The 23,218-nt window shown below is 74.6% G+C and carries 26 protein-coding genes, 1 tRNA gene and 1 pseudogene; 15 read left to right on the forward strand and 13 right to left on the reverse strand.

The features are described 5' to 3' along the window. Positions 1–28: 28 nt before the first annotated feature. Positions 29–102 (reverse strand) — tRNA-Pro (locus tag DQ244_RS01265). A 48-nt stretch (positions 103–150) separates the two neighbouring features. Beyond that, positions 151–1,062, reverse strand: a complete 912-nt coding sequence (locus tag DQ244_RS01270) for a metallophosphoesterase (protein ID WP_199580095.1) — start codon at positions 1,060–1,062, stop codon at positions 151–153. 53 nt (positions 1,063–1,115) lie between these two features. On the opposite strand from DQ244_RS01270, the gene DQ244_RS01275 reads away from it, so the two are divergent. Continuing rightward, on the forward strand, positions 1,116–1,568 hold the full coding sequence (locus DQ244_RS01275) for a GatB/YqeY domain-containing protein (RefSeq protein ID WP_113809676.1): 453 nt from the start codon (positions 1,116–1,118) through the stop codon (positions 1,566–1,568). A 45-nt stretch (positions 1,569–1,613) separates the two neighbouring features. Here the strand turns inward: DQ244_RS01275 and DQ244_RS01280 are convergent, their stop codons facing one another. The 3 genes from DQ244_RS01280 to DQ244_RS01290 are packed head-to-tail and all read right to left on the reverse strand — an operon-like array spanning position 1,614 to position 6,167. Beyond that, the gene (locus tag DQ244_RS01280; RefSeq protein WP_113809677.1) at positions 1,614–3,842 is read right to left on the reverse strand and encodes a transglycosylase domain-containing protein; all 2,229 of its coding nucleotides are present in this window, start codon (positions 3,840–3,842) and stop codon (positions 1,614–1,616) included. A gap of 40 nt (positions 3,843–3,882) precedes the next feature. Then, positions 3,883–5,097, reverse strand: coding sequence for an ArsA family ATPase (locus DQ244_RS01285; RefSeq protein ID WP_199580096.1), 1,215 nt, complete (start codon positions 5,095–5,097; stop codon positions 3,883–3,885). Then, positions 5,097–6,167 carry an ArsA-related P-loop ATPase gene (locus DQ244_RS01290; protein WP_199580097.1) on the reverse strand — a complete coding sequence of 357 codons (1,071 nt, stop codon included), beginning with the start codon at positions 6,165–6,167 and terminating at the stop codon, positions 5,097–5,099. The genes DQ244_RS01285 and DQ244_RS01290 overlap by 1 nt, the downstream gene beginning before the upstream one ends. 94 nt (positions 6,168–6,261) lie before the next feature. Between DQ244_RS01290 and DQ244_RS19520 the strand changes: the two genes are divergently transcribed. Genes DQ244_RS19520 through DQ244_RS01300 form a run of 3 tightly spaced genes read left to right on the forward strand, consistent with a single transcriptional unit; the run spans position 6,262 to position 7,714 of the window. Further along, entirely contained in the window at positions 6,262–6,429 is a 168-nt protein-coding gene (locus DQ244_RS19520) for a hypothetical protein (RefSeq protein WP_199580098.1), read from the forward strand. Continuing rightward, positions 6,426–6,905, forward strand: coding sequence for a RidA family protein (locus tag DQ244_RS01295; RefSeq protein ID WP_113809679.1), 480 nt, complete (start codon positions 6,426–6,428; stop codon positions 6,903–6,905). The genes DQ244_RS19520 and DQ244_RS01295 overlap by 4 nt, the downstream gene beginning before the upstream one ends. Beyond that, the gene (locus tag DQ244_RS01300) at positions 6,902–7,714 is read left to right on the forward strand and encodes an NUDIX domain-containing protein (protein WP_113809680.1); all 813 of its coding nucleotides are present in this window, start codon (positions 6,902–6,904) and stop codon (positions 7,712–7,714) included. The genes DQ244_RS01295 and DQ244_RS01300 overlap by 4 nt, the downstream gene beginning before the upstream one ends. A gap of 65 nt (positions 7,715–7,779) precedes the next feature. Here DQ244_RS01300 and DQ244_RS01305 read toward each other — a convergent pair whose 3' ends face one another. Together DQ244_RS01305 and DQ244_RS01310 are read right to left on the reverse strand one after the other, a co-directional pair. Continuing rightward, positions 7,780–8,454 (reverse strand): Crp/Fnr family transcriptional regulator, encoded by a 675-nt coding sequence (locus tag DQ244_RS01305; protein ID WP_113809681.1) that lies wholly within the window; start codon positions 8,452–8,454, stop codon positions 7,780–7,782. A gap of 141 nt (positions 8,455–8,595) precedes the next feature. Next, entirely contained in the window at positions 8,596–8,835 is a 240-nt protein-coding gene (locus DQ244_RS01310) for a hypothetical protein (protein ID WP_113809682.1), read from the reverse strand. 100 nt (positions 8,836–8,935) lie between these two features. Here DQ244_RS01310 and nth point away from each other — a divergent pair, with 100 nt between their 5' ends. Genes nth through DQ244_RS01335 form a run of 5 tightly spaced genes read left to right on the forward strand, consistent with a single transcriptional unit; the run spans position 8,936 to position 12,676 of the window. Then, entirely contained in the window at positions 8,936–9,736 is an 801-nt protein-coding gene (gene nth, locus DQ244_RS01315; RefSeq protein WP_113809683.1) for an endonuclease III, read from the forward strand. Beyond that, complete coding sequence (locus tag DQ244_RS01320) at positions 9,736–10,302, forward strand: TlpA disulfide reductase family protein (protein WP_113810570.1); 567 nt, start codon at positions 9,736–9,738, stop codon at positions 10,300–10,302. Before nth ends, DQ244_RS01320 begins: the two co-directional genes overlap by 1 nt. After that, on the forward strand, positions 10,299–11,051 hold the full coding sequence (locus tag DQ244_RS01325) for a CoA pyrophosphatase (RefSeq protein ID WP_233491096.1): 753 nt from the start codon (positions 10,299–10,301) through the stop codon (positions 11,049–11,051). The genes DQ244_RS01320 and DQ244_RS01325 overlap by 4 nt, the downstream gene beginning before the upstream one ends. Next, positions 11,048–11,491 carry a cupredoxin domain-containing protein gene (locus DQ244_RS01330; RefSeq protein WP_233491097.1) on the forward strand — a complete coding sequence of 148 codons (444 nt, stop codon included), beginning with the start codon at positions 11,048–11,050 and terminating at the stop codon, positions 11,489–11,491. The genes DQ244_RS01325 and DQ244_RS01330 overlap by 4 nt, the downstream gene beginning before the upstream one ends. 3 nt (positions 11,492–11,494) lie before the next feature. Beyond that, complete coding sequence (locus DQ244_RS01335) at positions 11,495–12,676, forward strand: MarP family serine protease (protein ID WP_113809684.1); 1,182 nt, start codon at positions 11,495–11,497, stop codon at positions 12,674–12,676. A 75-nt stretch (positions 12,677–12,751) separates the two neighbouring features. Here the strand turns inward: DQ244_RS01335 and DQ244_RS01340 are convergent, their stop codons facing one another. The 3 genes from DQ244_RS01340 to acs form a co-directional block, all read right to left on the reverse strand. Beyond that, on the reverse strand, positions 12,752–13,696 hold the full coding sequence (locus DQ244_RS01340; RefSeq protein ID WP_113809685.1) for an alpha/beta fold hydrolase: 945 nt from the start codon (positions 13,694–13,696) through the stop codon (positions 12,752–12,754). Between the two features lie 4 nt (positions 13,697–13,700). After that, complete coding sequence (locus DQ244_RS01345; protein ID WP_113809686.1) at positions 13,701–14,201, reverse strand: phage holin family protein; 501 nt, start codon at positions 14,199–14,201, stop codon at positions 13,701–13,703. A 108-nt stretch (positions 14,202–14,309) separates the two neighbouring features. Further along, positions 14,310–16,259 (reverse strand): acetate--CoA ligase, encoded by a 1,950-nt coding sequence (gene acs / locus DQ244_RS01350; RefSeq protein WP_113809687.1) that lies wholly within the window; start codon positions 16,257–16,259, stop codon positions 14,310–14,312. Positions 16,260–16,398: 139 nt separating this feature from the next. Between acs and DQ244_RS01355 the strand changes: the two genes are divergently transcribed. Beyond that, positions 16,399–17,109: a (2Fe-2S)-binding protein gene (locus DQ244_RS01355; RefSeq protein ID WP_233491098.1), complete on the forward strand. Its 711-nt coding sequence runs from the start codon at positions 16,399–16,401 to the stop codon at positions 17,107–17,109. A gap of 60 nt (positions 17,110–17,169) precedes the next feature. Further along, entirely contained in the window at positions 17,170–18,021 is an 852-nt protein-coding gene (gene ygiD, locus DQ244_RS01360) for a 4,5-DOPA dioxygenase extradiol (protein ID WP_113809689.1), read from the forward strand. A 13-nt stretch (positions 18,022–18,034) separates the two neighbouring features. Here ygiD and cobA read toward each other — a convergent pair whose 3' ends face one another. Both cobA and cobC read right to left on the reverse strand, forming a co-directional pair. Then, the gene (gene cobA, locus DQ244_RS01365) at positions 18,035–19,267 is read right to left on the reverse strand and encodes a uroporphyrinogen-III C-methyltransferase (RefSeq protein WP_113809690.1); all 1,233 of its coding nucleotides are present in this window, start codon (positions 19,265–19,267) and stop codon (positions 18,035–18,037) included. Then, on the reverse strand, positions 19,264–20,328 hold the full coding sequence (gene cobC / locus DQ244_RS01370) for an Rv2231c family pyridoxal phosphate-dependent protein CobC (RefSeq protein ID WP_113809691.1): 1,065 nt from the start codon (positions 20,326–20,328) through the stop codon (positions 19,264–19,266). The genes cobA and cobC overlap by 4 nt, the downstream gene beginning before the upstream one ends. An 82-nt stretch (positions 20,329–20,410) precedes the next feature. Between cobC and DQ244_RS01375 the strand changes: the two genes are divergently transcribed. From DQ244_RS01375 to DQ244_RS01385, 3 genes and pseudogenes are all read left to right on the forward strand, one after another. Next, positions 20,411–20,875 (forward strand): hypothetical protein, encoded by a 465-nt coding sequence (locus tag DQ244_RS01375; RefSeq protein ID WP_113809692.1) that lies wholly within the window; start codon positions 20,411–20,413, stop codon positions 20,873–20,875. Beyond that, on the forward strand, positions 20,872–21,165 hold the full coding sequence (locus DQ244_RS01380) for a transcriptional regulator (RefSeq protein WP_113809693.1): 294 nt from the start codon (positions 20,872–20,874) through the stop codon (positions 21,163–21,165). The genes DQ244_RS01375 and DQ244_RS01380 overlap by 4 nt, the downstream gene beginning before the upstream one ends. Positions 21,166–21,236: 71 nt before the next feature. Continuing rightward, positions 21,237–22,298 (forward strand): annotated as a pseudogene (locus DQ244_RS01385) (AbrB family transcriptional regulator). On the opposite strand, the gene DQ244_RS01390 reads toward DQ244_RS01385, so the two are convergent. Next, positions 22,284–22,814, reverse strand: coding sequence for an AAA family ATPase (locus tag DQ244_RS01390; protein ID WP_199580099.1), 531 nt, complete (start codon positions 22,812–22,814; stop codon positions 22,284–22,286). The pseudogene DQ244_RS01385 and the gene DQ244_RS01390 sit on opposite strands and share 15 nt — an antisense overlap. 56 nt (positions 22,815–22,870) lie before the next feature. On the opposite strand from DQ244_RS01390, the gene DQ244_RS01395 reads away from it, so the two are divergent. After that, on the forward strand, positions 22,871–23,209 hold the full coding sequence (locus DQ244_RS01395; protein WP_233491099.1) for a hypothetical protein: 339 nt from the start codon (positions 22,871–22,873) through the stop codon (positions 23,207–23,209). The last annotated feature ends 9 nt before the right edge of the window (positions 23,210–23,218 follow it).

Here is a 23,218-nt window from a genome sequence, read left to right on the forward strand (position 1 = left end):
GCCTTCCGGCGGCCCCTGAGTGCGAGGGTCGGGGTGACAGGATTTGAACCTGCGGCCTCGTCGTCCCGAACGACGCGCGCTACCAAGCTGCGCCACACCCCGAGGTGCCCGACGAGTCTAGCGCTCCTCCCACCGCCGCCCGGCGGCGGGTCAGGACGGTCGCGGCGTCAGCGTGAGCAGCGTCGCCTCGGGCGGGCAGGCGAAGCGCACCGGGGCATAGGGGCTGGTGCCGAGGCCGGCCGAGATGTGCAGCCAGGTGCCGGCCGGACGGGCCGGGGTCGGCGCGCTCCACCGGTGCAGCCAGCGGACCCGGGCGCGGTCGATGCCGCAGTTGGTCACGAGCGCGCCGTAGAACGGGATGCGCAGCTGGCCGCCGTGCGTGTGCCCGCAGAGCAGCAGGTCGTAGCCGTCGGCGGCGAACCGGTCGAGCACCCGGGGCTCCGGCGAGTGCGCCAGCCCCAGCCGGAGGTCCGCCGCCGGATCGGCCGGCCCCGCGACCACGTCGTAGCGGTCCCGCTTCAGGTGCGAGTCGTCCACACCGGCGAGCACGATCCGCCGTCCGCCGACGGTCAGCTCCCCGGCGGCGTTGGTGAGGTCGAGCCAGCCGCGCGCCGCCATCCCGTCGCGCAGGTCGCGCCACGGCAGCTCGTCGCCGTGCACCCGCTTGTGCTCGGTGCGGAAGTACTTCAGGGGGTTCTTCGGCCGCGGGGCGTAGTAGTCGTTGCTGGCCAGCACGAAGGCCCCGGGCAGGTCCATGAGCGGGTCCAGCGCGCGCAGCGTCCCCGGGACGGCGTCGTGGCCGGCCAGGTTGTCGCCGGTGTTGATCACCAGGTCCGGCTCGAGCCCGGCGAGGCCGGCGACCCACTCCTGCTTGCTGCGCTGCCCGGCGGTCATGTGCAGGTCGGAGATCTGGAGGATCCGCAGCGGTGCGGAGCCCGGGGCGAGCACCGGGACGTCGAACCGGCGCAGCGTCCAGCGGGTGCGCTCGTACAGGCTCGCGTAGGCGGTCACGGCCGCGCCGGAGGCGACGGCGGCGGTGGGGACGGCGGTGTACCAGCGCACGCGGGAGAGCCTACGGGCGCGGGGCGCGGCGGCGGCGTGCAAGGCTGGAGCACGTGTCCGACCTGAAGGTGAAGCTGCGCGCCGACCTGACCACCGCCATGAAGGCCCGTGACGAGCTGCGCACCGCCACGCTGCGCATGGTGCTCGCCGCGGTCAGCGCCGAGGAGGTGGCGGGCAAGGAGGCCCGCGAGCTCAGCGACGACGAGGTGCAGGCGGTGCTCCGCCGGGAGGCGAAGAAGCGCCGCGAGGCCGCCGAGGCGTTCGGCTCCGCGGGCCGGGCCGAGCAGGCCGCCCGCGAGCAGGCGGAGGGGGAGGTCCTCGCGGCCTACCTCCCGGCCCAGCTCGAGGACGCCGACCTGGCCGCGATCGTGGCCGACGTCATCACCCGCACCGGCGCCTCCGGCATGAAGGACATGGGCAAGGTCATGGGCGCGGCCAACGGGGCCGTCGCCGGCCGGGCCGAGGGCTCACGGGTGGCGGCGGAGGTGCGCCGCCAGCTGGGCTGAGCCCGCTCGCCGCCGGCGGACGGCCCCGGCTCCCGGGACGGGCCGTCAGCCCCCGGGCGCGGGCGTCGGGGGCGGCGCGGGTGCCGGCTCAGGCGCGGGCACCGGCTCCGGCGCGGGGACCGGTTCCGGCGCGGGTGCCGGCTCCGGCGCGGTGCCCGTGTCCGGGGCGGGCCTCGGCTCCGGTTGCGGGGCCGGACGCGGGGCGGGTCGGCCGCCGTTCAGCAGCCCCGGGTCGGCGGGCGGGAACGCGGACGTCTGCTTGTCGGCCAGGAAGGGCGCCATGGCGTTCCGCCAGATCGTGGCCGGGATGTTGCCGCCGAAGCCCCGGACCGTCTCCTTCTCCTTCGGGTTGAACACCATCACGCTGGCCGCGTACTCGGGCATGAACCCGACGAAGGCGACCGACTGGTTCTCCTGGGCGGTGCCGGTCTTGCCGGCGATCTGGTGGCCCGCGATCGCCGCGCGGGTACCGGTTCCGGCCGGCGTGGAGATGTCACCCACCAGGATCTGGCTCAGCGTGTTCGCGATGTCCGGGGACACGGCCTCCGGGGTGCAGTTGTCACCCGGGCTCACCGGCTGACCGTCCGGACCCGGGAGCGGCTGACCCGTGCGGTCGAGCACCTGCACCACCGGCAGGGGGGTGCAACGGGTGCCCTCGGCGCCGAGCGTGGCGTAGGCGTTGGCCAGGTCCAGCGGGCTGGTGGCCTCCGAGCCGAGGGTGAACGAGCCGAAGTTCCCCTCGACGATCTCGTCCGCCGACTTCTGGGTGGGGCGGTCGAACCTCATGCCGAGCCGTTCGGCCATCCGCACGGGTCCCTCCACGCTCCCGAGCCGGTCCTCCAGGGCGACGAAGTACGTGTTCGAGGAGCGGACCAGCGCGCCGACCATGTCGAGCGTGTCGGGGTAGTCGCCGACGTTCTCCACGCAGTACATGCCGCGCTCGTTGGTGCCGTTGCGGTCGGAGGCGCCGCAGGACGGGCCCCGGAACACCCGGGACGTGTAGCGGTCGCCCGGCGTGGTGATCGTGGTCCCGGCGCCGATGCCCGCCTCGAGCGCCGCGGCCGCGGTGAACGTCTTGTAGGTGGATCCGGCGCCCTTGCTCGCCGCGTCGTTGAGCACGACGGACTCGCACTCCGGGCCGTCGCAGCCGTAGCGGCGGTTCACGCTCATCGCCAGCACGTGGCCGGTGCCCGGCTCGATCGCGGTGAACATGCCGGCGAGGCTGTCCCCGAGCGGCAACGAGTCGAGCACCGCCTGGTCGCCGGTCAGCTGGAGCTGGGGGTTCAGCGTCGTCTGGATGGTCAGGCCACCGTTGTCGATGTCGTACTGCGACACCTTCAGCGTCCCGGTGACGTACTGCATCGCGTAGGCGCAGAAGAAGCCGCCCAGGGCGGCGTCGATGCAGCCGTTGGCCGGCGCCAGGCCCGGAGCGACCTGGACCGGCTGGGCGGAGATCTCGGTGAACTCCTGCTCGCTGATGTGGCCGAGGTCGAACATCCGCTGCAGGACCTGGTTGCGCCGGATCTGCGCGTTCTCCGGGTTGTTGATCGGCTCGTCGTAGAACGGGCTCTGCACCAGTCCGGCCAGCATGGCGGCCTGCGGCAGCGTCAGGTCCGCCGCGTTCACGCTGAAGTACCGCTGCGCCGCGGCCTGGATCCCGTAGGCGCCCTGGCCGAAGTACACGAGGTTCAGGTAGCGGGTGAGGATCTCGTCCTTGTCGTAGGTCTCCTCGAGCGCCATCGCCAGGCGGGCCTCGCGCAGCTTGCGCGCCACGCCCTCGACGCCCTCCTGCTCGACCGCCGCGTCGCGCTCGGCCTGGGTGTCGGCGGTCTCGAGCAGGGTCTGCTTCACCAGCTGCTGGGTGATCGTCGAGCCGCCCTCGCGCACGCTGCCCGCCGCCAGGTTCGTCACCAGCGCGCGCATCGTGCCCTGGACGTCGAGGCCGTTGTGGTCGTAGAAGCGGGAGTCCTCGATGTCGACCAGCGCCTGCTTCATGACGTCGGCGATCTGCTCCGAGGTGACCGGGGTGCGGTTCTGCTCGTAGAAGTTCGTGATCAGCGAACCGTCGGCCGCGAGCACGCGGGTGGGGCCGGTCGGCGCCTGGTCGGTGAGGGCGACGGGCAGCTCGTCGAGCAGCGACGCGGAGTTGCGGGCGATGACGCCCGTCCCCCCGACCCAGGGCAGCAGGAGGCCCGCCAGGAGCACGCCTGCGACGACGATCGTCATGGCGAGCTTGGCGAGCACACGGGTCCGGACGCGCGCGTTCTCCGACATCGCGGCCAGGGTATTACGCGCGCGCCCGTCGCCGGTGCGGTCAGCCGCGGCGCGCGGGGAGGATCCGCGTCCGGGGGGTCCCCGTCGGCGTGTCGTCGTCCGCACCGGTCAGCGCCTCGGCCATCACGCGGAGCCCGTCCAGGTCGTGGACGTCGCCCGCGGCCGCCGGCACGGTGCGCACGGCGACCTCCGGGTGGGCGCTGGTGAAGCGGTCGGCGAGGTGCTGCTCGCGGGCGGCCACCTGCATCCGGCCGGCGTGCACGCGCAGCGCCGCGGCGGTGAGCTCGGCGGCCTCCCCGCCGGTCTCGGCGACCGCCTCGGCGGCGCCCTCGGCCCGGGTCGCCGACAGCGCCGTCGTCGCCGGCGGGTGCGTGCGGTTGACCACGAGACCGGCCAGGGGCATGCCCTCGGCGGAGAGCCGGTCGACGAAGTAGGAGGCCTCCCGCAGCGCGTCGGGCTCGGGCGCGGCCACCACGAGGAACCAGGTGCCGGGGCGGCGCAGCAGCTCGTAGGTCGCCGTCGCGCGCTCGCGGAACCCGCCGAACATCGTGTCCAGGGCGGCCACGAACGCGGAGATGTCGCGCAGCAGCTGGCCGCCGAGGATCTTGCTGACGATCCGGCTGAAGAGCAGGAAGCCGGCGCTGGCGAACTTGAAGCCGGCCCGGCTCGGGGCCATCAGCAGCCGGATCATCGTGCCGTCGAGGAAGCGGCCCATCCGGTTGGGGGCGTCCAGGAAGTCCAGCGCGGACCGCGACGGCGGGGTGTCCACGATGATCAGGTCCCACTGGTCGCTGGCCCGCAGCTGGCCCAGCTTCTCCATCGCCATGTACTCCTGCGTGCCGGAGAAGGACGACGACAGCGCCTGGTAGAAGGGGTTCTCCAGGATCTGCTCCGCCCGCTCGGGCGTGGAGTGCGCGGACACGACGTCGTCGAACGTCCGCTTCATGTCCAGCATCATCGCGTGCAGCTCGCCCGGTGCCCCGGGGACGTCGACCCGCCGCGGCTCGTTGTCCAGCTCCTCCAGCCCGAGCGACTGGGCCAGCCGCCGGGCGGGGTCGATGGTGAGGACGACGACGGTGCGGCCGGCCTCCGCGGCGGCCAGGGCGAGGGCAGCGGAGCTGGTCGTCTTGCCCACGCCGCCGGCGCCGCAGCACACGACGATGCGGGTCGCGGGATCGGTGATGAGCTGCTGGAGGTCCATGGCCGGCGCCTGGCGCGGCGGCCGCGCCCCGTTCGGCGAGGTCTGAGCGGCCATCAGCGGGCCACGTCCCCGGTCGCTCCCGCGGGGCGCTCCGCTCCTCGCTCGTCCCTCGCTGCGATGCTCACGCCCCTGTCCGCTCCCACCGCCGGGGCGAGGTGGTCCTCGAGCCGGCCGGCCAGCTCGAACAGGCAGCCGACGTCGACGGCTCCGGGGAGCAGCGGCAGCTCCAGCGTCGGGCGGCCCAGCGCCTCCACCTCGGCCCGCAGCGCGTCCTGCGAGGCCCACCGCCGGGCGTGCTCGACCACCTCGGCGGCCAGCGCGTCGGCGATCTGCTCGGCGCCGGACAGGTGGGCGGCGGTCAGCGCGGGCGCGAGGTCCGCGCCGGTCAGCTCGCCGGCCGCGGCCCGGGACAGCGCGGCGGGGGGCAGCACCGGCTCGGCGGCCATGTTCACGACCACGGAGCCCACCGGCATCCCGGCCGCGGTCAGCTCGGCGATCGCGTCGGCGGTCTCCTGCACGGGCATGTCCTCGAGCAGCGTCACCAGGTGGACCGCGGTCTGCGGCGAGCGGAGGACGGCCATCACGCCGTCGCTCTGGGTCTTGATGGGCCCGGACCGGGCCAGCTGCGACATCTCGCCGGTGACGCCGAGGAACCGGGTGATCCGGCCGGTCGGCGGGGCGTCGACGACGACGGCGTCGTAGACCTGGCGGCCGTCGTGCCGGCGGGTGACCGCCTCCTTGATCTTCCCCGTGATCAGCACGTCGCGGAGGCCCGGCGCGATGGCGGTGGCGAAGTCGATGGCGCCCATCTTGCGCAGCGCCCGCCCGGCCCGGCGCAGGTTGTAGAACATGTCGAGGTAGTCCAGGAGCGCCTCCTCGACGTCGATCGCCAGCGCCTTGACCTCGCCGCCGCCGCGGGCCACGGCCACGCGCCGCTCCTCGTAGGGCAGCGGCGGGGTTTCGAAGAGCTGGGCGATGCCCTGCCGCCCCTCGGTCTCGACCAGGAGCACCGAGCGGCCGTCGGCGGCCAGCGCCAGCGCGAGGGCGGCCGCGACGGTGGTCTTGCCCGTCCCGCCCTTGCCGGTGACCACGTGCAGGCGCGGGGAGGAGGGATCGGGGCTCACCCGCACCAGCGTAGGAGCTGGTGAGCGGGTCGGCCCGCCCGCAGCGGGCGGCGTGACCGTGATCGCAGCCGACCGCTGCAGTAGCGTCGCGCCCATGAGCGACACGGCACGCCAGAAGTGGGAGTACGCGACCATCCCGCTGCTCATCCACAACACCAAGGCCATCCTCGACTCCTGGGGTGTCGACGGGTGGGAACTCGTGACCGTGCTCCCGGGGCCGAACGGCGACCAGCTGGTGGCCTACCTCAAGCGCCCGGCATGACCACCCCCGCCGCTCCGGCGCAGAGCTGGCACGCGCGGCTGGCCGAGCTCGGCATCCGGCTGCCCGCCGTCGCCTCGCCGGTCGCCGCCTACGTCCCGGCCGTGCGCGCCGGCTCGCTGGTCTTCACCTCGGGCCAGCTGCCGTTCGTCGACGGCGGGCTGCGCCGCACCGGCAAGGTCGGCGGCTCGGTCGACGTCGAGGCCGCCGCGGCCGACGCCAAGCTGTGCGCGCTGAACGCGCTCGCCGCGATCGACGAGCTGGTGGGTCTGGACTCGGTCGCCCGCGTCGTCCGGGTGGTGGGTTACGTGGCCAGCGCCGAGGGCTTCACCGGTCAGCCGCGGGTCGTCAACGGCGCCAGCGAGCTGCTCGGCCGGATCTTCGGCGAGGCGGGTCAGCACGCCCGCAGCGCCGTCGGCGTGGCCGAGCTGCCGCTCGGCGCTCCCGTCGAGGTCGAGCTCACCGTCGAACTCCGGTGAGCGGAGCCGCGGGCGGCGCACCGGCCGAGCCGAAGCAGGCCGCCACCGTGCTGCTGCTCCGCGACTCCGCCCACGGGCTCGAGGTCTACCTGCTGCGGCGCACCAAGGGGATGCCGTTCGCCGGAGGGATGACCGCCTACCCGGGCGGGGGCGTCGACCCGCGGGACGGCGACACCGAGATCGGCTGGTCCGGTCCGTCCCCGGCGGACTGGGCGGCGGCCTTCGGCTGCGACGAGCGGACCGCCCGGCAACTGGTCTGCGCCGCCGTCCGGGAGACCTTCGAGGAGGCCGGCGTCCTGCTCGCCGGGCTGCCCGACGGCTCGGTCGTGCCCGACGTCTCCGGGGACGACTGGGAGGCGCAGCGGCAGGCGCTCCTGTCGCGGGAGCTGTCGCTGGCCGAGCTGCTGGCCGGCCGCGGCCTGGTGCTCCGCTCGGACCTGCTGCGCCCGTTCGCGCACTGGATCACCCCGCCGGTCGAGCCGCGCCGCTACGACACCAAGTTCTTCGCGGCGGCGCTGCCGGTCGGCCAGGAGGCGCGCGACGTCTCCGGCGAGGCGGACGAGGCGTCCTGGCTGACACCGGAGGACGCGCTGGCCGAGATGCACGCGGGCAGCCGGCCGATGCTGCCGCCGACCTCGCACACCCTGGACCAGCTGCGGGCCTTCGCGGACGTCGCGGGGGCGGTCGCGGGATCGCCCCCGGCGCCGCTGGAGCCGATCAGCCCCACGTTCGAGGAGACCCCCGAGGGCAAGTGGGCGGTGCTCCCCGACGGCACCCGCGTCAGGCTCGTGGTCCCGCTCCCCTCCTGATGCGGTGAACGCGAGAGGCCCAGGACCATCCCGGTCCTGGGCCTCTCGCGTTCAACGGACGGGCGTCACCGCGCGCGGCGGCGCAGGCGCTCCTCGTCGAGGACGACGACCGACTTGCCCTGCAGCTGGATCCAGCCGCGGTGCACGAAGTCGGCGAGCGCCTTGTTCACCGTCTCGCGGGAGGCGCCGACCAGCTGGGCCAGCTCCTCCTGCGTGAGGTCGTGCTTCACGCGCAGGCCGTCGCTGTCGCGGCTGCCGAAGCGGTCGGCCATCTGCAGCAGCGCCTTGGCCACGCGGCCGGGCACGTCGGTGAAGATCAGGTCGGCGACCGAGTCGTTGGTGCGCCGCAGGCGGCGGGCCAGCACGCGGAGCAGCTGCTCGCCGATCTCCGGGTGCGCCTCGATCCACGGCAGCAGGACGCTCTGCGGCATCCGCGCCAGCTTCACGTCGGTGACGGCGGTCGCCGTCGCGGTGCGCGGGCCCGGGTCGAAGACGGACAGCTCGCCGAACTGGTCGGAGGGGCCCATGACCGCGAGCACGTTCTCCCGGCCGTCGGGCGACCGACGGGAGAGCTTGATCTTGCCGGTCATGACGATGTAGAGGCTGTCGCCGGGCTCGCCCTCGTTGAAGACCACCCGGCCCCGGGGCAGGGTCAGCGTCTCGAGACGGCTGATGACGGGGTCCACCGCGTCCTCGGAGAGCCCCTGGAAGAGCCCCGACTGGGCCAGCACCTCGTCCACTGCACGTCCTCTCACACTGTCTGCGGACACAGGGATGCCCGTGTCAGCAGCGAGTCTAGGCGGCTGTGCACTCCGTCACCCGTTCGGTGCCCGTCCGGATACCCCGATGGGGCGAGAGACCGCCGACACACCGTTTCGCCGTCAGACGAGCGGCGGGTTCGTGCTGCCGCGGTTCCGCCGGCGGCGGCGCCGCCAGCGGAAGAGCGCGCGGCGGATGCCGGAGGTGGCCAGCGTGTCGACCTCACCCGGGGTCGCCGTGTTGAGGAACTCGTCGACCTCGCGCGGACCGGCCGGCCGGCGGAGGGGCTCCTCGACGCGTTCCATGACCAGCAGGAAGGCGATGAGCAGCGGCGGGAAGAGGATCACGCTGAGGGCGACCATCCCGTCCTCCTCTGCGTCGACGTCGGTCCGGGGGGAAGCGGTCCGTCCTCGATGATGGCACGGCAGGAGAGCGTCGGCAGGGCCGCCTACGCTCGACCGCGTGTCCGCACCCGCGTCCTCCCCGGCCTACGCGCGCCCGGCCCGTGCCCGCCGCCCGACCCGCGCCGCCCTGACCGGGGCGTCGCCGTTCGACCCGGACGAGTCGCCGCTGGGCCGCACGCGGCGGGCGCGCCGGATGGCCCGCGAGCTCGCCGTCATCCATCCCGACGCGCACTGCGAGCTCGACTTCACCACCGCCTTCGAGCTGCTCGTCGCCACCGTCCTGTCCGCGCAGACGACGGACAAGACGGTGAACAAGGTGACGCCGGTCCTCTTCGCGCGCTACCCGGACGCGGTGGCGCTGGCCGCGGCCGACCGGGCCGACCTCGAGGAGATCCTCAAGCCCACCGGGTTCTTCCGGGCCAAGGCGAACTCGGCGCTGGGCCTGGCCCAGGCGCTCGTCGAGCGCTTCGACGGCGAGGTGCCCGGGCGCATGGCGGACCTGGTGACCCTGCCGGGCGTGGGCCGCAAGACCGCCAACGTCGTCCTGGGCAACGCGTTCGGCGTCCCCGGGCTGACCGTCGACACGCACTTCGGGCGGCTGGTCCGCCGGTTCGGCTGGACCGAGGAGGAGGACCCGGTCAAGGTCGAGGCCGAGATCGCGCAGCTGGTCCCGAAGAAGGAGTGGACCGACTTCAGCCACCGGGTGATCTTCCACGGGCGGCGGGTCTGCCACGCCAAGAAGGCGGCCTGCGGGGCCTGCGGTCTGGCGCAGTGGTGCCCGTCGTTCGGCATCGGCCCGGTCGACCCCGAGGTGGCGGGCAAGCTCGTGAAGACCCCGGCCGCGTCGGACACCGAGTGATGCGCCGCCTCGCCCTGGCCGCCACCGCACTGCTCGCCCTGGCCGCCTGCAGCTCCGAGGAGCCCGACGCCGGCGCGGCCCCGCCCGAGCCGGCCGCCGTGGAGACCGACCTGCCGCCCTGCCCGGACCAGGAGGGCGCCGCCGCGGCCGCCGGCACCATCGACCTCGCCTTCGACTGCCTCGGCGGCGGGACGCTCGACCTCGCGCTGGCGCCCGGGGTGCCGACGGTCCTCAACCTCTGGGCCAGCTGGTGCGGGCCCTGCCGCGAGGAGCTGCCGCTGTTCCAGCAGCTGTCCGAGAGCGCCGGTGAGCAGCTGCGCGTGCTCGGCGTCGACTCGCAGGACGGCCGGCCGCAGGGCGTCTCCTTCGCCGCCGACGCCGGCCTGACGTTCCCGAGCGCCTTCGACGGCGAGGGGGAGCTGGCCGCCGAGCTCGGCCTGCGCGGGCTGCCGCAGTCGGTGTTCCTCGCCGCCGACGGGTCGATCGCGCACATCGAGGCCGGTGAGATCAGCTCCTACGACGAGCTGCGCGGACTGGTGGCCGAGCACCTGGGAGTGCAGCTGTGACCGGCACGGACGGGCTGCCGGACTACCTCCGGCGGTTGGTGGACCGGGCCGATGCGCTCCCGCTGCGCCACCGGATGCCGCAGGCCACCGCCACCGCCCGCCGCTCCGCCGTCCTCATCCTGTTCGGCGAGGGTCCCGAGGGCCCCGACGTCCTCCTGATCGAGAAGTCCCCGCACCTGCGCAGCCACGCCGGGCAGCCGGCGTTCCCCGGCGGCGGCGTGGACCCCGGCGACGACTTCCCGGTCGGGACGGCGCTGCGCGAGGCGCAGGAGGAGGCCGGGGTCGACCCGGACAGCGTGCGGGTGCTGACCACCCTGCAGGAGCTCTTCCTCCCGCCGTCGAACCGGCTGGTCGTCCCGGTCGTCGGGTGGTGGGACGACGGCGACGAGGTCAGCGTGGGCGACCCGGCCGAGGTGGCGCGCGTGGCCCGCGTGCCGCTCGCCGAGCTCGCCGACCCGGCCAACCGGTACCGGCTGCGCCATCCGGTGGGCTACGTCGGACCGGCCTTCTGCGTCGCCGACATGGAGGTGTGGGGCTTCACCGCGGGCCTTCTCGACGCCATCCTCGAGGCGGCCGGCCTGGCCCGGCCCTGGGACCGCGACGACGTGCGGCCGCTCCCGGACTCGGCCATCCGGCCCTACACGCTGCCCGGCTCCGGCGACGACGACCCCGCGGGCGACGCCGCCGCGCCGACGGTCGCCGATCCCGCGCCGGACGGGCCTCCGACGCGTACGGTTCGGCCCCGATGACGGAAAGGACCTCCTCGCCCCCCGCCAAGAAGGCCGCGGTGATCGCCGCTGCGATGGTCGTGCTGGTGGGTTGTGAGGGCGAGGAACCGCCGCCACCGGCGTCGACGCCCGAGGGGCTGGGCGAGGTGACCATCGGTGCCGACGGCGTCCAGGAGGTCACCCTGCAGACCCAGGACGACTACCTGTTCACCCCGGCCACGTTCACCGTGGCGCCCGGGCCGGTCCGCCTCACCCTGGTCAACGTCGCCGAGCAGATGACGCACAACCTCGAGTTCACCGACGACGAGCTCCCGCAGCCCGTCGACGCCGGCATCCCCGTGCTGGCCCCCGGGGAGGAGAAGACCATCGAGTTCGAGGCGACCGCGCCGGGCGACTACCCCTTCACCTGCACGTTCCACCTCCAGCTGGGCCAGGTGGGCACGATGACGGTCAGCGGGTAGGCCGTGTCCCTCGTCGACCTCGTCCTGATCGCACTCGCACTGCTGTTCGCGCTCTCCGGCTTCCGGCAGGGGCTGCTCGTCTCGGCGACGTCGATCCTCGGCTTCCTGGGCGGCGCCGTCCTCGGCGCCCAGCTCTCGGGCCCGGTCGCCGACCGGATCGACGGATCGAGCGTCACGCGGGTGTTCGCCGCGCTCGTCGTCGTCCTCGCGGGCGCCCTGCTCGGCCAGATCCTCTTCGGCGCCATCGGGCGGGCGCTCCGCTCCCGGGTCACCTGGGAACCGGCCAAGATGGTCGACTCGGTGGCCGGCGCGGTGGTCTCCGCGGCCTCGGTGCTGCTGGTCGCCTGGATGGTCGCCTCGCCGCTGGCCAGCTCGCCGTTCCCGCAGGTCGCGAGCCAGGTGCGGCAGTCCGCGCTGGTGCAGGCCGTCGACGTCGCCGTCCCCGACGGGGTGCGCCAGGTCTACCAGAACCTCCGCGAGGCGATCGACCGGCGCGGGCTGCCCGACGTGCTCGACCCGCTCACCCCGACCGAGGCCCGCGAGGTCCCCGCGCCCGACCCGGCGCTGGAGGCCAGCCAGGTCGTCGAGTCGGTGAGGGGATCGGTCGTCCGGATCCGCGGTGTCGCGCCCTCCTGCTCGCGGCAGATCGACGGCTCCGGCTTCGTCTACGCCCCCGAACGCGTCATGACCAACGCGCACGTGCTGGCCGGCGTCACCGACCCCGTCGTCCTGGCCGAGGGCGAGGAGTACGACGCGGTGCCGGTCTACGTCGACGAAGAGGTCGACGTCGCCGTCCTGGCGGTGCCGGGCCTGCCGCAGGTGCCGCTGGCGTTCACGCCCGAGGCCGCCGACACCGGCGACGACGCGATCATCATGGGCTATCCCGGCGGCGGTCCCTTCTTCGTCGGACCGGCGCGCGTCCGCGACCGCGGCGAGATCAGCGGACCCGACTTCCGCAACACCCGGACCGTGGTGCGCGACGTCTACGCGCTGTTCGGCCAGGTGCGGGCCGGCAACTCCGGTGGTCCGCTCTTCGCCCCCGACGGCAGCGTGCTCGGCGTCGTCTTCGCCTCGGCGATCGACGACCCGCAGACCGGCTACGCGCTCACCGGCCCGCAGGTCGCCGAGGCCGCGACGCAGGGCAGCCAGGCCCGCGCCGAGGTCGACACCGGCCCCTGCGAGTAGAAGGACCCCTTCGCCCCCCGACCTTCGCTGCGCTCAGGCCGGGTCCCTGCGAAGGGGCCGTTCCATCGGGTCGCCTCAGGCGGCTCCGCTGCGCTCCGCCGCCCATTCGACGATGGCGCGGGTGACGAGGTCGGGGGCCTCTTCCTGGGGGAAGTGGCCGATGCCGGGGAGCTCGCGCCACTCGTAGGCGCCGGCGACGTAGCGGCCCGAGCCGCGGGCGGTCCCGGGCAGCACGCAGGTGTCCAGCGCACCGTGCAGCTGGAGGGTCGGCGCGGTGACGGGCGCGGCCATCCGGCGGGCGTAGCGCAGGCCGTCGGGGCGCAGCTGGGACCGCCCGGCCCAGCGGTAGTACTCCATCGCCCCGTACGCGGCCTGCGGGATGCGGGCCGCCGACCGGTACCGGTCGACGGCCGACGCGAAGTCCGACGTCCGCGCCCACTCGGGCCCGGCCCAGCGCTGCATGAGGTCGGCGACCGGGTCGTCGTCCACCCGGGTCAGCCGGCGTTCGGGCAGCCGCGGCACCTGGAAGGTGAGGGCGTGGCGGAAGGCGCGGCGCTGGTCCCGGTCGGTCATCCCCGCGCGCAGCAGGCGCGGGTGCGCCATCGACAGCACCACCAGCCCACGCACCGCGCGCGGGTGCAGGGCGGCCATCGTCCAGCCGAGCAGGCCGCCCCAGTCGTGGCCGACGACGACGGCGTCCCGCTCACCGAGCGCCCGCACCAGCGCCGCGACGTCGGCCGAGAGCGTCGGCAGGTCGTAGCCGCGCGGCGGTTTGTCGCTGGCCCCGTAGCCCCGCAGGTCGGGGGCGACCGCGCGGAACCCGGCGTCGGCCAGCGCGGTCAGCTGCGAGCGCCAGGTCCACCAGAACTGCGGGAACCCGTGCAGCAGCAGGACCAGCGGACCCTCACCGGCCTCGGCCGCGTGCAGGCGCACGCCGTTGGCCGAGATGTCGCGATGGGTCCACGGCCCGGGGAGCAGGACGCTGGTCGCGTCGGGGCGGCCGTCCGGGGGGACGGTCACGCGGTCAGACCGAGTACGGCTGCTTGCCGTGCAGCTCGACCTTGCCGCCGCTGACCACCGGGACGTCGCGGTGGCGGGCGCCGGGCGCCTCGCGGTGCATCACGTCGGGCAGCTCGCGCAGCGACTCGATCGTGCGCTCCGGCTTCTCGATCTTCTTGATCATCTTCTTGCCGACGAGGGCCGCGATCACGGCGACGACGACGAGGAGCGCCCACACGATCAGGTAGGACACCCAGCGCGGCAGCCCCAGCGCGGTCAGCGCCTCGGCGATCGCGATGAACAGGAAGAACGAGGAGAAGCCGAGGACGACGGCGGCGGCGCCGAACGCCCCACCACCGATGGCGGCCTTCTTCGCCGAGCCGGTGATCTCGGTCTTGGCGAGCTCGATCTCGCTGCGCACGAGCGTCGAGACGTCGGCCATCGCGCTCTGCACGAGGGTTCCGATGGAGGGCTCGGCGGCTCCGGTGGACCGGTCGTCCCGGCCGGTCGTCACGCTGTGGGCCACGTGGGCAACTCCTTCGCGATGTGCACTGCTGGTCAGGGGAATCGTGCCCCATCCAGCGCGGCGGCGCCCCCTCGGCTCCCCGGAAGGGGTGCCGAGGGGGTCCTTCCATCAGTCCTCGGAGGGGGCTGCGGGCAGCTTGTCCTTGATCATGTTCATCACCGACGAGTCGGTGAGCGTGGTGACGTCGCCCAGCTCGCGGTTCTCGGCGATGTCGCGCAGCAGCCGGCGCATGATCTTGCCCGAGCGGGTCTTCGGCAGCTCCTGCACGACCATGATCTGCCGCGGCTTGGCGATCGGGCCGATGTCCTTGGCCACGTGCGTCTTCAGCGTCTGCACCAGCTCGTCGCCGGAGTCCTCCGCGTTCCCGCGCAGGATGACGAAGGCGACGATGCCCTGGCCCGTGGTCGGGTCGCTGGCACCCACGACGGCGGCCTCGGCGACCGTCGGGTGGCCCACCAGCGAGGACTCCACCTCGGTGGTCGAGATCCGGTGACCGGAGACGTTCATGACGTCGTCCACCCGGCCGAGCAGCCAGATGTTGCCGTCGGCATCCTTCTTGGCGCCGTCACCGGCGAAGTAGACCTCCGTGCCGAAGCGCGACCAGTAGGTGTCGACGTAGCGGTCGTCGTCGCCCCAGATCGTGCGGAGCATCGCCGGCCACGGCTCGGTGAGCACCAGCAGCCCGGTGGAGTCGTCGCCGAGCTCGTTGCCCTCGTCGTCGACCACCTTGGCCGAGATGCCGGGGAACGGGTGCTGGGCGGAGCCGGGCTGCAGCTTCGTGACGCCGGGGAGCGGGGTGAGCATGTGCGCCCCGGTCTCGGTCTGCCACCAGGTGTCCATGATCGGGCAGCGGCCGCCACCGATGTGCTCGTGGTACCAGAGCCACGCCTCGGGGTTGATCGGCTCGCCGACCGAACCGAGCAGCCGCAGCGAGGACAGGTCGAACCCGGCCGGGACGTCCTCGCCCCACTTCATGAAGGTCCGGATCACCGTGGGCGCGGTGTAGAGGATCGTCACGCCGTACTTCTGGATCAGCTCGAACCAGCGGCCCCGGTGCGGCGTCTCCGGCGTCCCCTCGTACATGACGCTCGTCGCCCGGTTGGCCAGCGGCCCGTAGACGATGTAGCTGTGGCCGGTCACCCAGCCGACGTCGGCGGCGGTCCAGTAGATGTCGGTCTCGGGCTTGAGGTCGAAGGTCGCCCAGTGCGTGTAGGCGACCTGGGTCAGGTAGCCGCCGCTGGTGTGCAGGATGCCCTTGGGCTTCGCCGTCGTGCCCGACGTGTACATGATGTAGAGCGGGTGCTCGGCGTCGAAGAACTCGCAGCTGTGCTCGGCCGACTGCCGGTCCACGACGTCGTGCCACCACACGTCGCGGTCCTCGGACCACTCGACGTCCTGCTCGGTGCGCTTCACGACCAGGACGTGGCGCACGCCCTCGGTGCGGGACACGGCGTCGTCGACGGCGGGCTTCAGGGCGCTGGCGGCGCCGCGGCGGTAGCCGCCGTCGGCGGTGATGACCACCTGGGCGCCGGCGTCGGTGATCCGGCTGGCCAGCGCGTCGGCGGAGAAGCCGCCGAAGACGACCATGTGCACCGCGCCGATGCGGGCGCAGGCCAGCATCGAGATGATCGCCTCGGGGATCATCGGCAGGTAGATGGCCACCCGGTCGCCGGCCTGCACGCCGAGCTCGGTGAGCGCGTTCGCGGCCTTGCAGACCTCGTCCTTGAGCTGGGCGTAGGTGAGCGTGCGGGTGTCGCCCGGCTCGCCCTCCCAGTGGTAGGCGACCTGCTCGCCGTGGCCGGCCTCGACGTGCCGGTCCAGGCAGTTGTAGGCGACGTTCAGCTTGCCGCCGACGAACCACTTGGCGAAGGGGGGATTCGTCCAGTCCAGGACGGTGTCCCACTCCTGGTCCCAGCTGAGCCGGCGGGCGGCGGACTCCCAGAACGCGAGGCGGTCGCGCGCGGCCTCGTCGTAGACCTCGGGACCGACGTTCGCCTGCGCGGTGAGGGCCTCCGGGGGCGGGAAGCTCCGGCCGTGCGCCTGGGTCGTCTCGCTCATCCGCTACCTCCAAGGTCCGGCGTCGCTCGGAGCGGGCGACGCGAGTGGCTCGGACCACACCGTAGGAGTTCCGGGCGCCGTCGTCTGCCCCTGGACGGCGGGCGGCCGGTTACGTGCGATGGCCGGTCAGACTGACCCGGTGAACGTCCCGGACCAGGCCGCCGTGGCCAGGCGGATCCCCGGTGCCGGGGCGCTCGGACTGGTCGCGCCGGCGAGCGCCGTCGCGGTGCCGGCCGTCCGGCTGGCCGATCCGGCGTGGACCGCGGAGGTGCTCGCCCTCCGGTCCCGCGTGCTGCGGACGACGGACCGCCGGGTGCTGGCCACGGTCTGGTGGTACTCGGTGTCCTCGGTGCTGCTCATGCCGCCGCTGGCCGGCGTGGTCGCCGGCATCCCGCTGTCGGCCCGTCTCGCCGACCTGTCGGTCTCGCTGCTGCCGGGCCTCCAGCCGATCGCCGCGCTGGCCGCGGGGCCCGGGTCCGGGGACCTGCCCGGCGACCTGCGGGCCTCGATCGGCGCCGTGACGGCCGCGGTGGCCGAGGCGGGGAGCATGGGGGAGCGGTCGCTGTGGGCCATCGCCACCGACAGCCTCGCCGACCGGCTGCTCCTGCTCGGGCAGGCGACCGGCGACGTCGAGCGGGTGACGGCCCTGGCGGCGCCGCTGGCCGCGGCCGTCGGGCCGTCGCTGCCGGTGCCGCGGTACCTCGACGTCGCGGGGCGCCGGTTCGTGCGGCGGGCGTCCTGCTGCCTGGTCGACCGGGTGCCGCACGGCAGCACCTGCATCTCCTGCCCGCGCCGCCACCCGGACGAGCGCCGGGTCCTGCTGGAGGACGCCGCCGGCCGGTTCGGCTGACCGCGCCGCGCCGGGGCCGGCGGGAGATGATCGGCGGGGACGACGAGGGGGAGGTCAGCCATGCCGGTCATGCCCGCTGCGTTCTTCGGCCACGGCAACCCGATGAACGCCCTCGAGCGGAACCGCTACACCGAGGCCTGGCGGGCGTTCGGGCGCTCCGTGCCCCGTCCCCGGGCGGTGCTCGTGGTGTCCGCGCACTGGTACGTGCAGGCCACGGCGCTCACCGCGATGCCCCGGCCGCGCACGATCCACGACTTCTACGGCTTCCCGAGGGAGCTCTTCGACGTCCGGTACGAGCCACCGGGCCTGCCGGAGCTGTACGACGAGGTGGCCGACGTCGTGCACCCCACGTGGGTCGGCGCCGACGTGGACAGCTGGGGCATCGACCACGGCACCTGGTCGGTCCTGCGGCACGCGTTCCCCGACGCCGACATCCCGGTCGTGCAGCTGTCGATCAACGCGCTCAAGTCCTTCGACTACCACCTGCAGCTGGGCGCGGCGCTCGCTCCGCTGCGGGAGCGCGGCGTGCTGGTGATCGGCAGCGGCAACGTGGTGCACAACCTCGGCGGGGTGAGCCGCGCGCTGCCCGACGCCGGCTTCGACTGGGCGCAGCGGTTCGACGAGGCGGCCAAGGAGTGCATGCTCACCGACCCGGGGAACGCCGGCCGGCTCGACGGGCACCGCGACTTCGACCTCGCCGTCCCGACCCCGGACCACTTCCTGCCGCTGCTCTACGTGGCGGGGTTGGCGGGCGCGACCGGCACACCGGTGGACGTGCTCGTCGGCGGCTACGCGTACGGCTCGCTGTCGATGACGGCCTACACGGTCGGCATGGACGCGCCCGAACCGTCGGGCAGCGGGATGGCCCCGCAGCTGCCCGAGGGCCCGCCGCCGGACGGCGCCAACATCTGAGCGGCTCCGCCGCTCAGCCCGAGAGCCCCACCACCTCGCCGACGACCCAGACGGCGGGCGGCCGGACGTCGTGCTCGGTGAGTGTGCGGGGCAGGTCGGCGAGGGTGGTGCGGACGGTGCGCTGGGTGGGGGTGGAGCCGTCGCTGACGATCGCGACGGGGGTCTCGGGTGCGCGGCCGTGCTCGACGAGGGTGGCGGCGATGGCCGGTGCGGTGTCGACGCCCATGAGGACGACGACCGTGCCGCGGAGCCGGGCCAGGGCGGTCCAGTCGACGAGGGACTGGGGGTGGCCGGGGGGCAGGTGGCCGGAGACGACGACGAATTCGTGGGTGAGGCCGCGGTGGGTGACCGGGATGCCGGCGAGGGCGGGGACGGCGATGGCGCTGGTGATGCCGGGGACGACCTCGACGGGGATGCCGGCTTCCGCGCAGGCCTGGAGCTCTTCCATGCCGCGGCCGTAGACGAAGGGGTCGCCGCCCTTGAGCCGGACGACGCGGCGGCCGGCGCGGGCGTGGGTGACCAGGAGGTCGTTGATCTGCTCCTGTGCCATGGAGCGGCCGCGGGGGAGCTTGGAGGCGTCGATGACCTCGACCTCGGGGGGCAGCGAGGCGAGCAGCGACTGCGGGGCGAGGTGGTCGGCCACGACGACCTCGGCGTGGGCGAGCGCCTGACGGCCGCGCACGGTGATCAGCCCGGGGTCGCCGGGGCCCCCGCCCACGAGGACGACGCTGCCGCCGGGGGTGGGCCGGGCGGCGCGGTCGCGGATGCTGCCGTCGGTCAGCCCGGCGACGACGGCGTCGCGCACCCCGATCGCCCGCTGCGGATCGCCGCCGCCGTGCACGCCGATGACGAGGTCGCCCTGCCGTCCGATCGCCGGCGTCCAGACGCTGGAGGCGGCCCGGTCGTCGGCGCGGGCGCAGAAGATCCGGGCGCGCTCGGCCTCCTCGGCGACGGCGGCGTTCACGGCCGGGTCGTCGGTGGCCGCCACCGCGTACCAGGCGCCCTCGAGGTCGCCGGGCTCGTAGCGGCGGGGCTGCCAGGTGAGCGCGCCGGGGCCGACCAGCGCCTCCAGGGCGGGCGTCACCTCGGGGCTGACGACGGTGACCCGGGCGCGGGCCTCCAGCAGCCCGGCCACCCGGCGGTGGGCGACCTTCCCGCCGCCGACGACGACGACGAGCCGGTCGCGCAGCCGCAGGCCCACGGGGTAGACCGCGCCGGACTCCGGCGGGACCGGGGTCGGGGTCATCCGGTCTCCTCGCGGGTCGGGGCGGTCGACGCCGGGACCGGCGCGGCAGCCAGGATCTCAGCCAGTGCCGCGGCGAACGCGCGCGAGGTGCCCGGATCGCGCACGGCGATCCGCAGGTGGTCGGGGGACAGCCCCGGGAACGTGTCGCCCCGCCGCACCGCCCAGCCGTGGTCGCGCAGGGCCCTCCGCACCCGCTCGCCGTCGGGCACGCGGACCAGCACGAACGAGGAACGGGGTTCGCCGAGCACCACGGCACCCGGCGGGAGCGCGTCCAGCAGCGCCGCCCGGGAGGCGACGAGCTCGGTCGCCGCCGCGTCCGCCTCGGCCCGCGCCCCGGGGGTGGTGCAGGCGGCCAGCGCCGCCAGCGCCGGCGTCGACACCGGCCAGTGCGGCTGCTGCTCGGCCAGGGCGGCGATCAGCTCGGCCGGGCCCAGGGCGTAGCCGACCCGCAGCCCGGCCAGCCCCCACGTCTTGGTCAGGCTGCGCACGACCAGCAGGCCGGGCAGGTCCGTGCGCCCGGCGAGCGACTCGGGCTCGCCGGGCACGGTGTCGGCGAACGCCTCGTCCACGAGCAGCACCCGCCCGGGCCGGGCCAGCGCGGCGAGGGCGCCGGCGGGGTGCAGCACCGACGTCGGGTTCGTCGGGTTCCCGATCACCACCAGGTCGGCGTCGTGCGGCACGGCGGCCGGGTCCAGCCGGTAGCCGTCGGCGGCGTCGAGGAGCAGCCGGGTGACCGGCCGGCCGGCGGCGCGCAGCGCGGCCTCCGGCTCGGTGAAGGAGGGGTGCACGACGACGGCGTGCCGGGCGGTGACGGCGCGGGCCAGCAGCGTGAACGCCTCCGCGGCGCCTGCGGTGAGCAGCACCTCCGCGGGGTCCCGCCCGTGCGCGGCGGCCACCGCGGCGTGCGCGGCCCTCGGGTCGGGGTAGCCGGCGCTGGCGTCCACGGCCTCGTGCAGCACGGCCCGCAGCCAGGCCGGCGGGGTGCCGGCGCGCACGTTCACGGCGAGGTCGACCAGACCCGGCGCCAGCTCGGCGTCGCCGTGGTGGCGCAGATCGGTCACGTTCCCACTCTGGCAGGCGTCGGTGACGCGCAGGTTTCGCGGTCACTTGACGGATCGGAAAGCGACGGCCACTCTTTCCGGCATGGAAAGCGACGCGGCCGAGGCCCGCGCCCAGCTCGCCGCCCTGCAGACCGACCGCGCGGCGCTGGCGGGGCGGCTCGTGCAGCCCTGGTGGTGGGACGTCGCCTTCGGCGTGCTCGTCGCCGCGTTCTTCAGCAGCTACTCGTCGCACAGCATCTGGGTGATCGGGGCGGCGCTGCTGGTCTTCTCGCTCGGCGTGCGGTGGCTGATGGCCGTCTACCAGCGGATCACCGGCACCTGGTGGGACGCGAGCAAGGTCGGCCCGGTCCAGGACCGCGTCCGGCGGGCGCTGCGCCGGCTGGTCGTCGGCTACGTCGTGCTGCTCGCGCTGGGTGGCGCGCTCGAGTTCCTGCTCGACGTGCGCGGCGCCATGGTCGGGGTCGGCGTGGTCATGGGCACCGCGGCCGGGCTGAGCTCCCGGTGGGTGACCCGGATCTACGTCGCCGGGCTGCGCGCCGGGTCGTGACCGCCGTCCAACCGCGGTTCGACCCGGTCGTGCACGCGCCGCCCCGGCTGCAGGTCTGCGGTCTGCTCGCCGTCGTCGACACCATGGACTTCTCGGCGGTGCGCGAGCAGGTCGGCGTCAGCGACTCGGTGCTCTCCAAGCACGTCAAGCAGCTCGAGGAGGCCGGCTACGTCCGGGTGCACAAGGCCACGCGCGCGTCCCGGCTGCGCACCAGCCTCTCCCTGACCGCCGCCGGGCGGGCCGCCTTCGACGCGCACGTGGCCGAGCTGCGCCGGATCACCGGCGGCTGACCCCTCGCGCCCGGCCTCCCGCGGCACCGGCAGAGTGCTCGGGAACGGCCGGACGGCGGAGCGGGGGACGGGTGCGGGGCAGGCGAGGCGCGCAGCTGCTCGACGCCGCGGTCGTCGTCGCCGGCGGGGTCGCCCTGAGCCTGCTGGTCGCGTTGGCCGGGCTGCCGTCGCCGGCGCTCTTCGGTGGGCTGATCGCCGGGCTGGTGCGCGCGCTGGCCGGCCGCACCGGAGCGCGCGTCCCCGAGGCCGGGAGCACCGCGGGCCAGGCCGTCATCGGGGTCGCCATGGGCGCGCTGGTCGACCTGGACACGCTCCGGGCCGTGGGGGCCGACTGGCTCCCGGTCCTGCTGACGACGGTGGCGACGCTCGTCCTCAGCCTGGTCGCGGGTGCCGCGTTCCGGCTGCACCGCGGGATCAGCCCGGTCACCGGTGCCTTCGCGATGATCGCCGGGGGCGCCAGCGGCATCGTGGTCATGGCCCGCGACCTCGGCGCCGACGAGCGCATGGTCGCGGTGCTGCAGTACCTGCGCGTCCTGTTGATCGTGCTGCTGATGCCGGTGGCGGCCACCGCCGTCTACGGCGCCACGGCCGGATCGGGGGCGGCTCCTTCGGCGGCGGGACCCGGCTGGCCGGCGGGGCTCGCGTTCACGGTCGGCTGCTCCGTGGTCGGGGTGGTCGCGGGCCGGCTGGTCCGCCTGCCGGTCGCGGCGCTGCTGGGGCCGCTGGTCGCCGCGGCCGTCGCCGACCTCACCGGGCTCTCGCGGGGCGCGTAGGTGCCCGGCCTGGTCGAGAGCGCCGCCTTCCTCGTGATCGGGCTGCAGGTCGGCGTCAGCTTCACCCGCGACACCCTGCGGGTCATCGGACGGGCGCTGCCGCTGGCGCTGGCGATCATGGCGGCACTGGTCCTGGCCTGCGCCGGGCTGGGCGCCGTCCTCGCCGGCGTCACCGGCGCCAGCGCGCTCGACGGCTACCTGGCGACCACACCCGGCGGTCTCTACGCGGTGCTGGCCACCGCCCGCGACGCCGGGGCCGACACGACCTTCGTCCTCGCGGTCCAGGTGCTGCGGCTGTTCGTCATGCTGTTCAGCGCCCCGTTGATCGCCCGCTGGCTGCGGCGGTCACGGCCGAGCTGACCGTGCGTGGTCCGGGGCGAAGCGGGCCAGCAGCGCACCCACGATCTCGTCGACCGGGCGGGCGGCGTCGACGCGCAGGACGTCCCCGCCGGGCCACGGTTCGTACGTCCGGCTCCGTTCGGTCACCTCCGCCCACGTGGGCTCCGGGACGTCCGTCAGCGTCCGTCGACGTCCCTCCAGCCGCCGGCGGTGCTCCCTCTCGTCCTCGAGCACCAGGAGCACGAACGCGAGCCCGGACCCGTCGCGAGCCGCGGCCCGCCACGTGTCGCGCGCGGGCTCGCTGTCGTTCACCGCGTCCACGACGACGGATCGCCCGAGGTCGAGGTTCTGCTCGACCACGGCCCGCGCCACCTCGTAGGCGGCCACACCCGTCTGCTCGGAGGCCGGGAACCCGCCACGGAGCAGGGCGTCCTCGATCGGGTCGACCGAGACGGAGGTCCAGCCCGATCGGGTGGCGAACGCGCCGGCCACGGCCGACTTGCCGGTGCCGGGGAGTCCCGAGATGACGACGAGCACCCGGCCACGATGCCGGGCGCCGGGCCTGGGGCGCCGACCGGGCCCCGGCGGAATAGGTGAGCGGGCACCTGACGATCGGCGTTCCCCGGCCTACTCTCGTGGGCCGGCGCACGAGCGGGAGGAGACCGGAGCTGTCCGAGGAGAACGCGGCTGCCGCGACGAGCGACACCGAGGACTCGGTGCTGCTGTTCGTCGGCGGGCCCCTCGACGGGAGGGTGCAGATCCGGGAGGCCCGGCACGGCGAGCCGCTGCCGACGGTGACGCACGTCCACCTGCACGGCGGGCCCAAGGTGGTGCACCGCTACGACCTCGAGCCGCTCAGCGACGGCGTCGGCGTCTACAACCTCCGGCGCCCCGCTCGGCGCCCCGCCCACGACGAGTCCGTCGCCGACTGACCGCGGGGC

It is taken from the genome of Blastococcus sp. TBT05-19, from assembly GCF_003319095.1.
Classification (GTDB): Bacteria; Actinomycetota; Actinomycetes; order Mycobacteriales; family Geodermatophilaceae; genus Blastococcus.

Coding starts and splice junctions, on each gene's coding strand:
- DQ244_RS01280 (WP_113809677.1), bottom strand. CDS start 3,842: ATGTCGGAGAACGCGCGCGTCCGGACCCGTGTGCTCGCCAAGCTCGCC.
- acs (WP_113809687.1), bottom strand. CDS start 16,259: ATGAGCGAGACGACCCAGGCGCACGGCCGGAGCTTCCCGCCCCCGGAG.
- DQ244_RS01320 (WP_113810570.1), top strand. CDS start 9,736: ATGCGCCGCCTCGCCCTGGCCGCCACCGCACTGCTCGCCCTGGCCGCC.
- DQ244_RS01295 (WP_113809679.1), top strand. CDS start 6,426: ATGACCACCCCCGCCGCTCCGGCGCAGAGCTGGCACGCGCGGCTGGCC.
- DQ244_RS01310 (WP_113809682.1), bottom strand. CDS start 8,835: ATGGTCGCCCTCAGCGTGATCCTCTTCCCGCCGCTGCTCATCGCCTTC.
- ygiD (WP_113809689.1), top strand. CDS start 17,170: ATGCCGGTCATGCCCGCTGCGTTCTTCGGCCACGGCAACCCGATGAAC.
- cobA (WP_113809690.1), bottom strand. CDS start 19,267: ATGACCCCGACCCCGGTCCCGCCGGAGTCCGGCGCGGTCTACCCCGTG.
- DQ244_RS01330 (WP_233491097.1), top strand. CDS start 11,048: ATGACGGAAAGGACCTCCTCGCCCCCCGCCAAGAAGGCCGCGGTGATC.
- DQ244_RS01285 (WP_199580096.1), bottom strand. CDS start 5,097: ATGGCCGCTCAGACCTCGCCGAACGGGGCGCGGCCGCCGCGCCAGGCG.
- DQ244_RS19520 (WP_199580098.1), top strand. CDS start 6,262: ATGAGCGACACGGCACGCCAGAAGTGGGAGTACGCGACCATCCCGCTG.
- DQ244_RS01375 (WP_113809692.1), top strand. CDS start 20,411: ATGGAAAGCGACGCGGCCGAGGCCCGCGCCCAGCTCGCCGCCCTGCAG.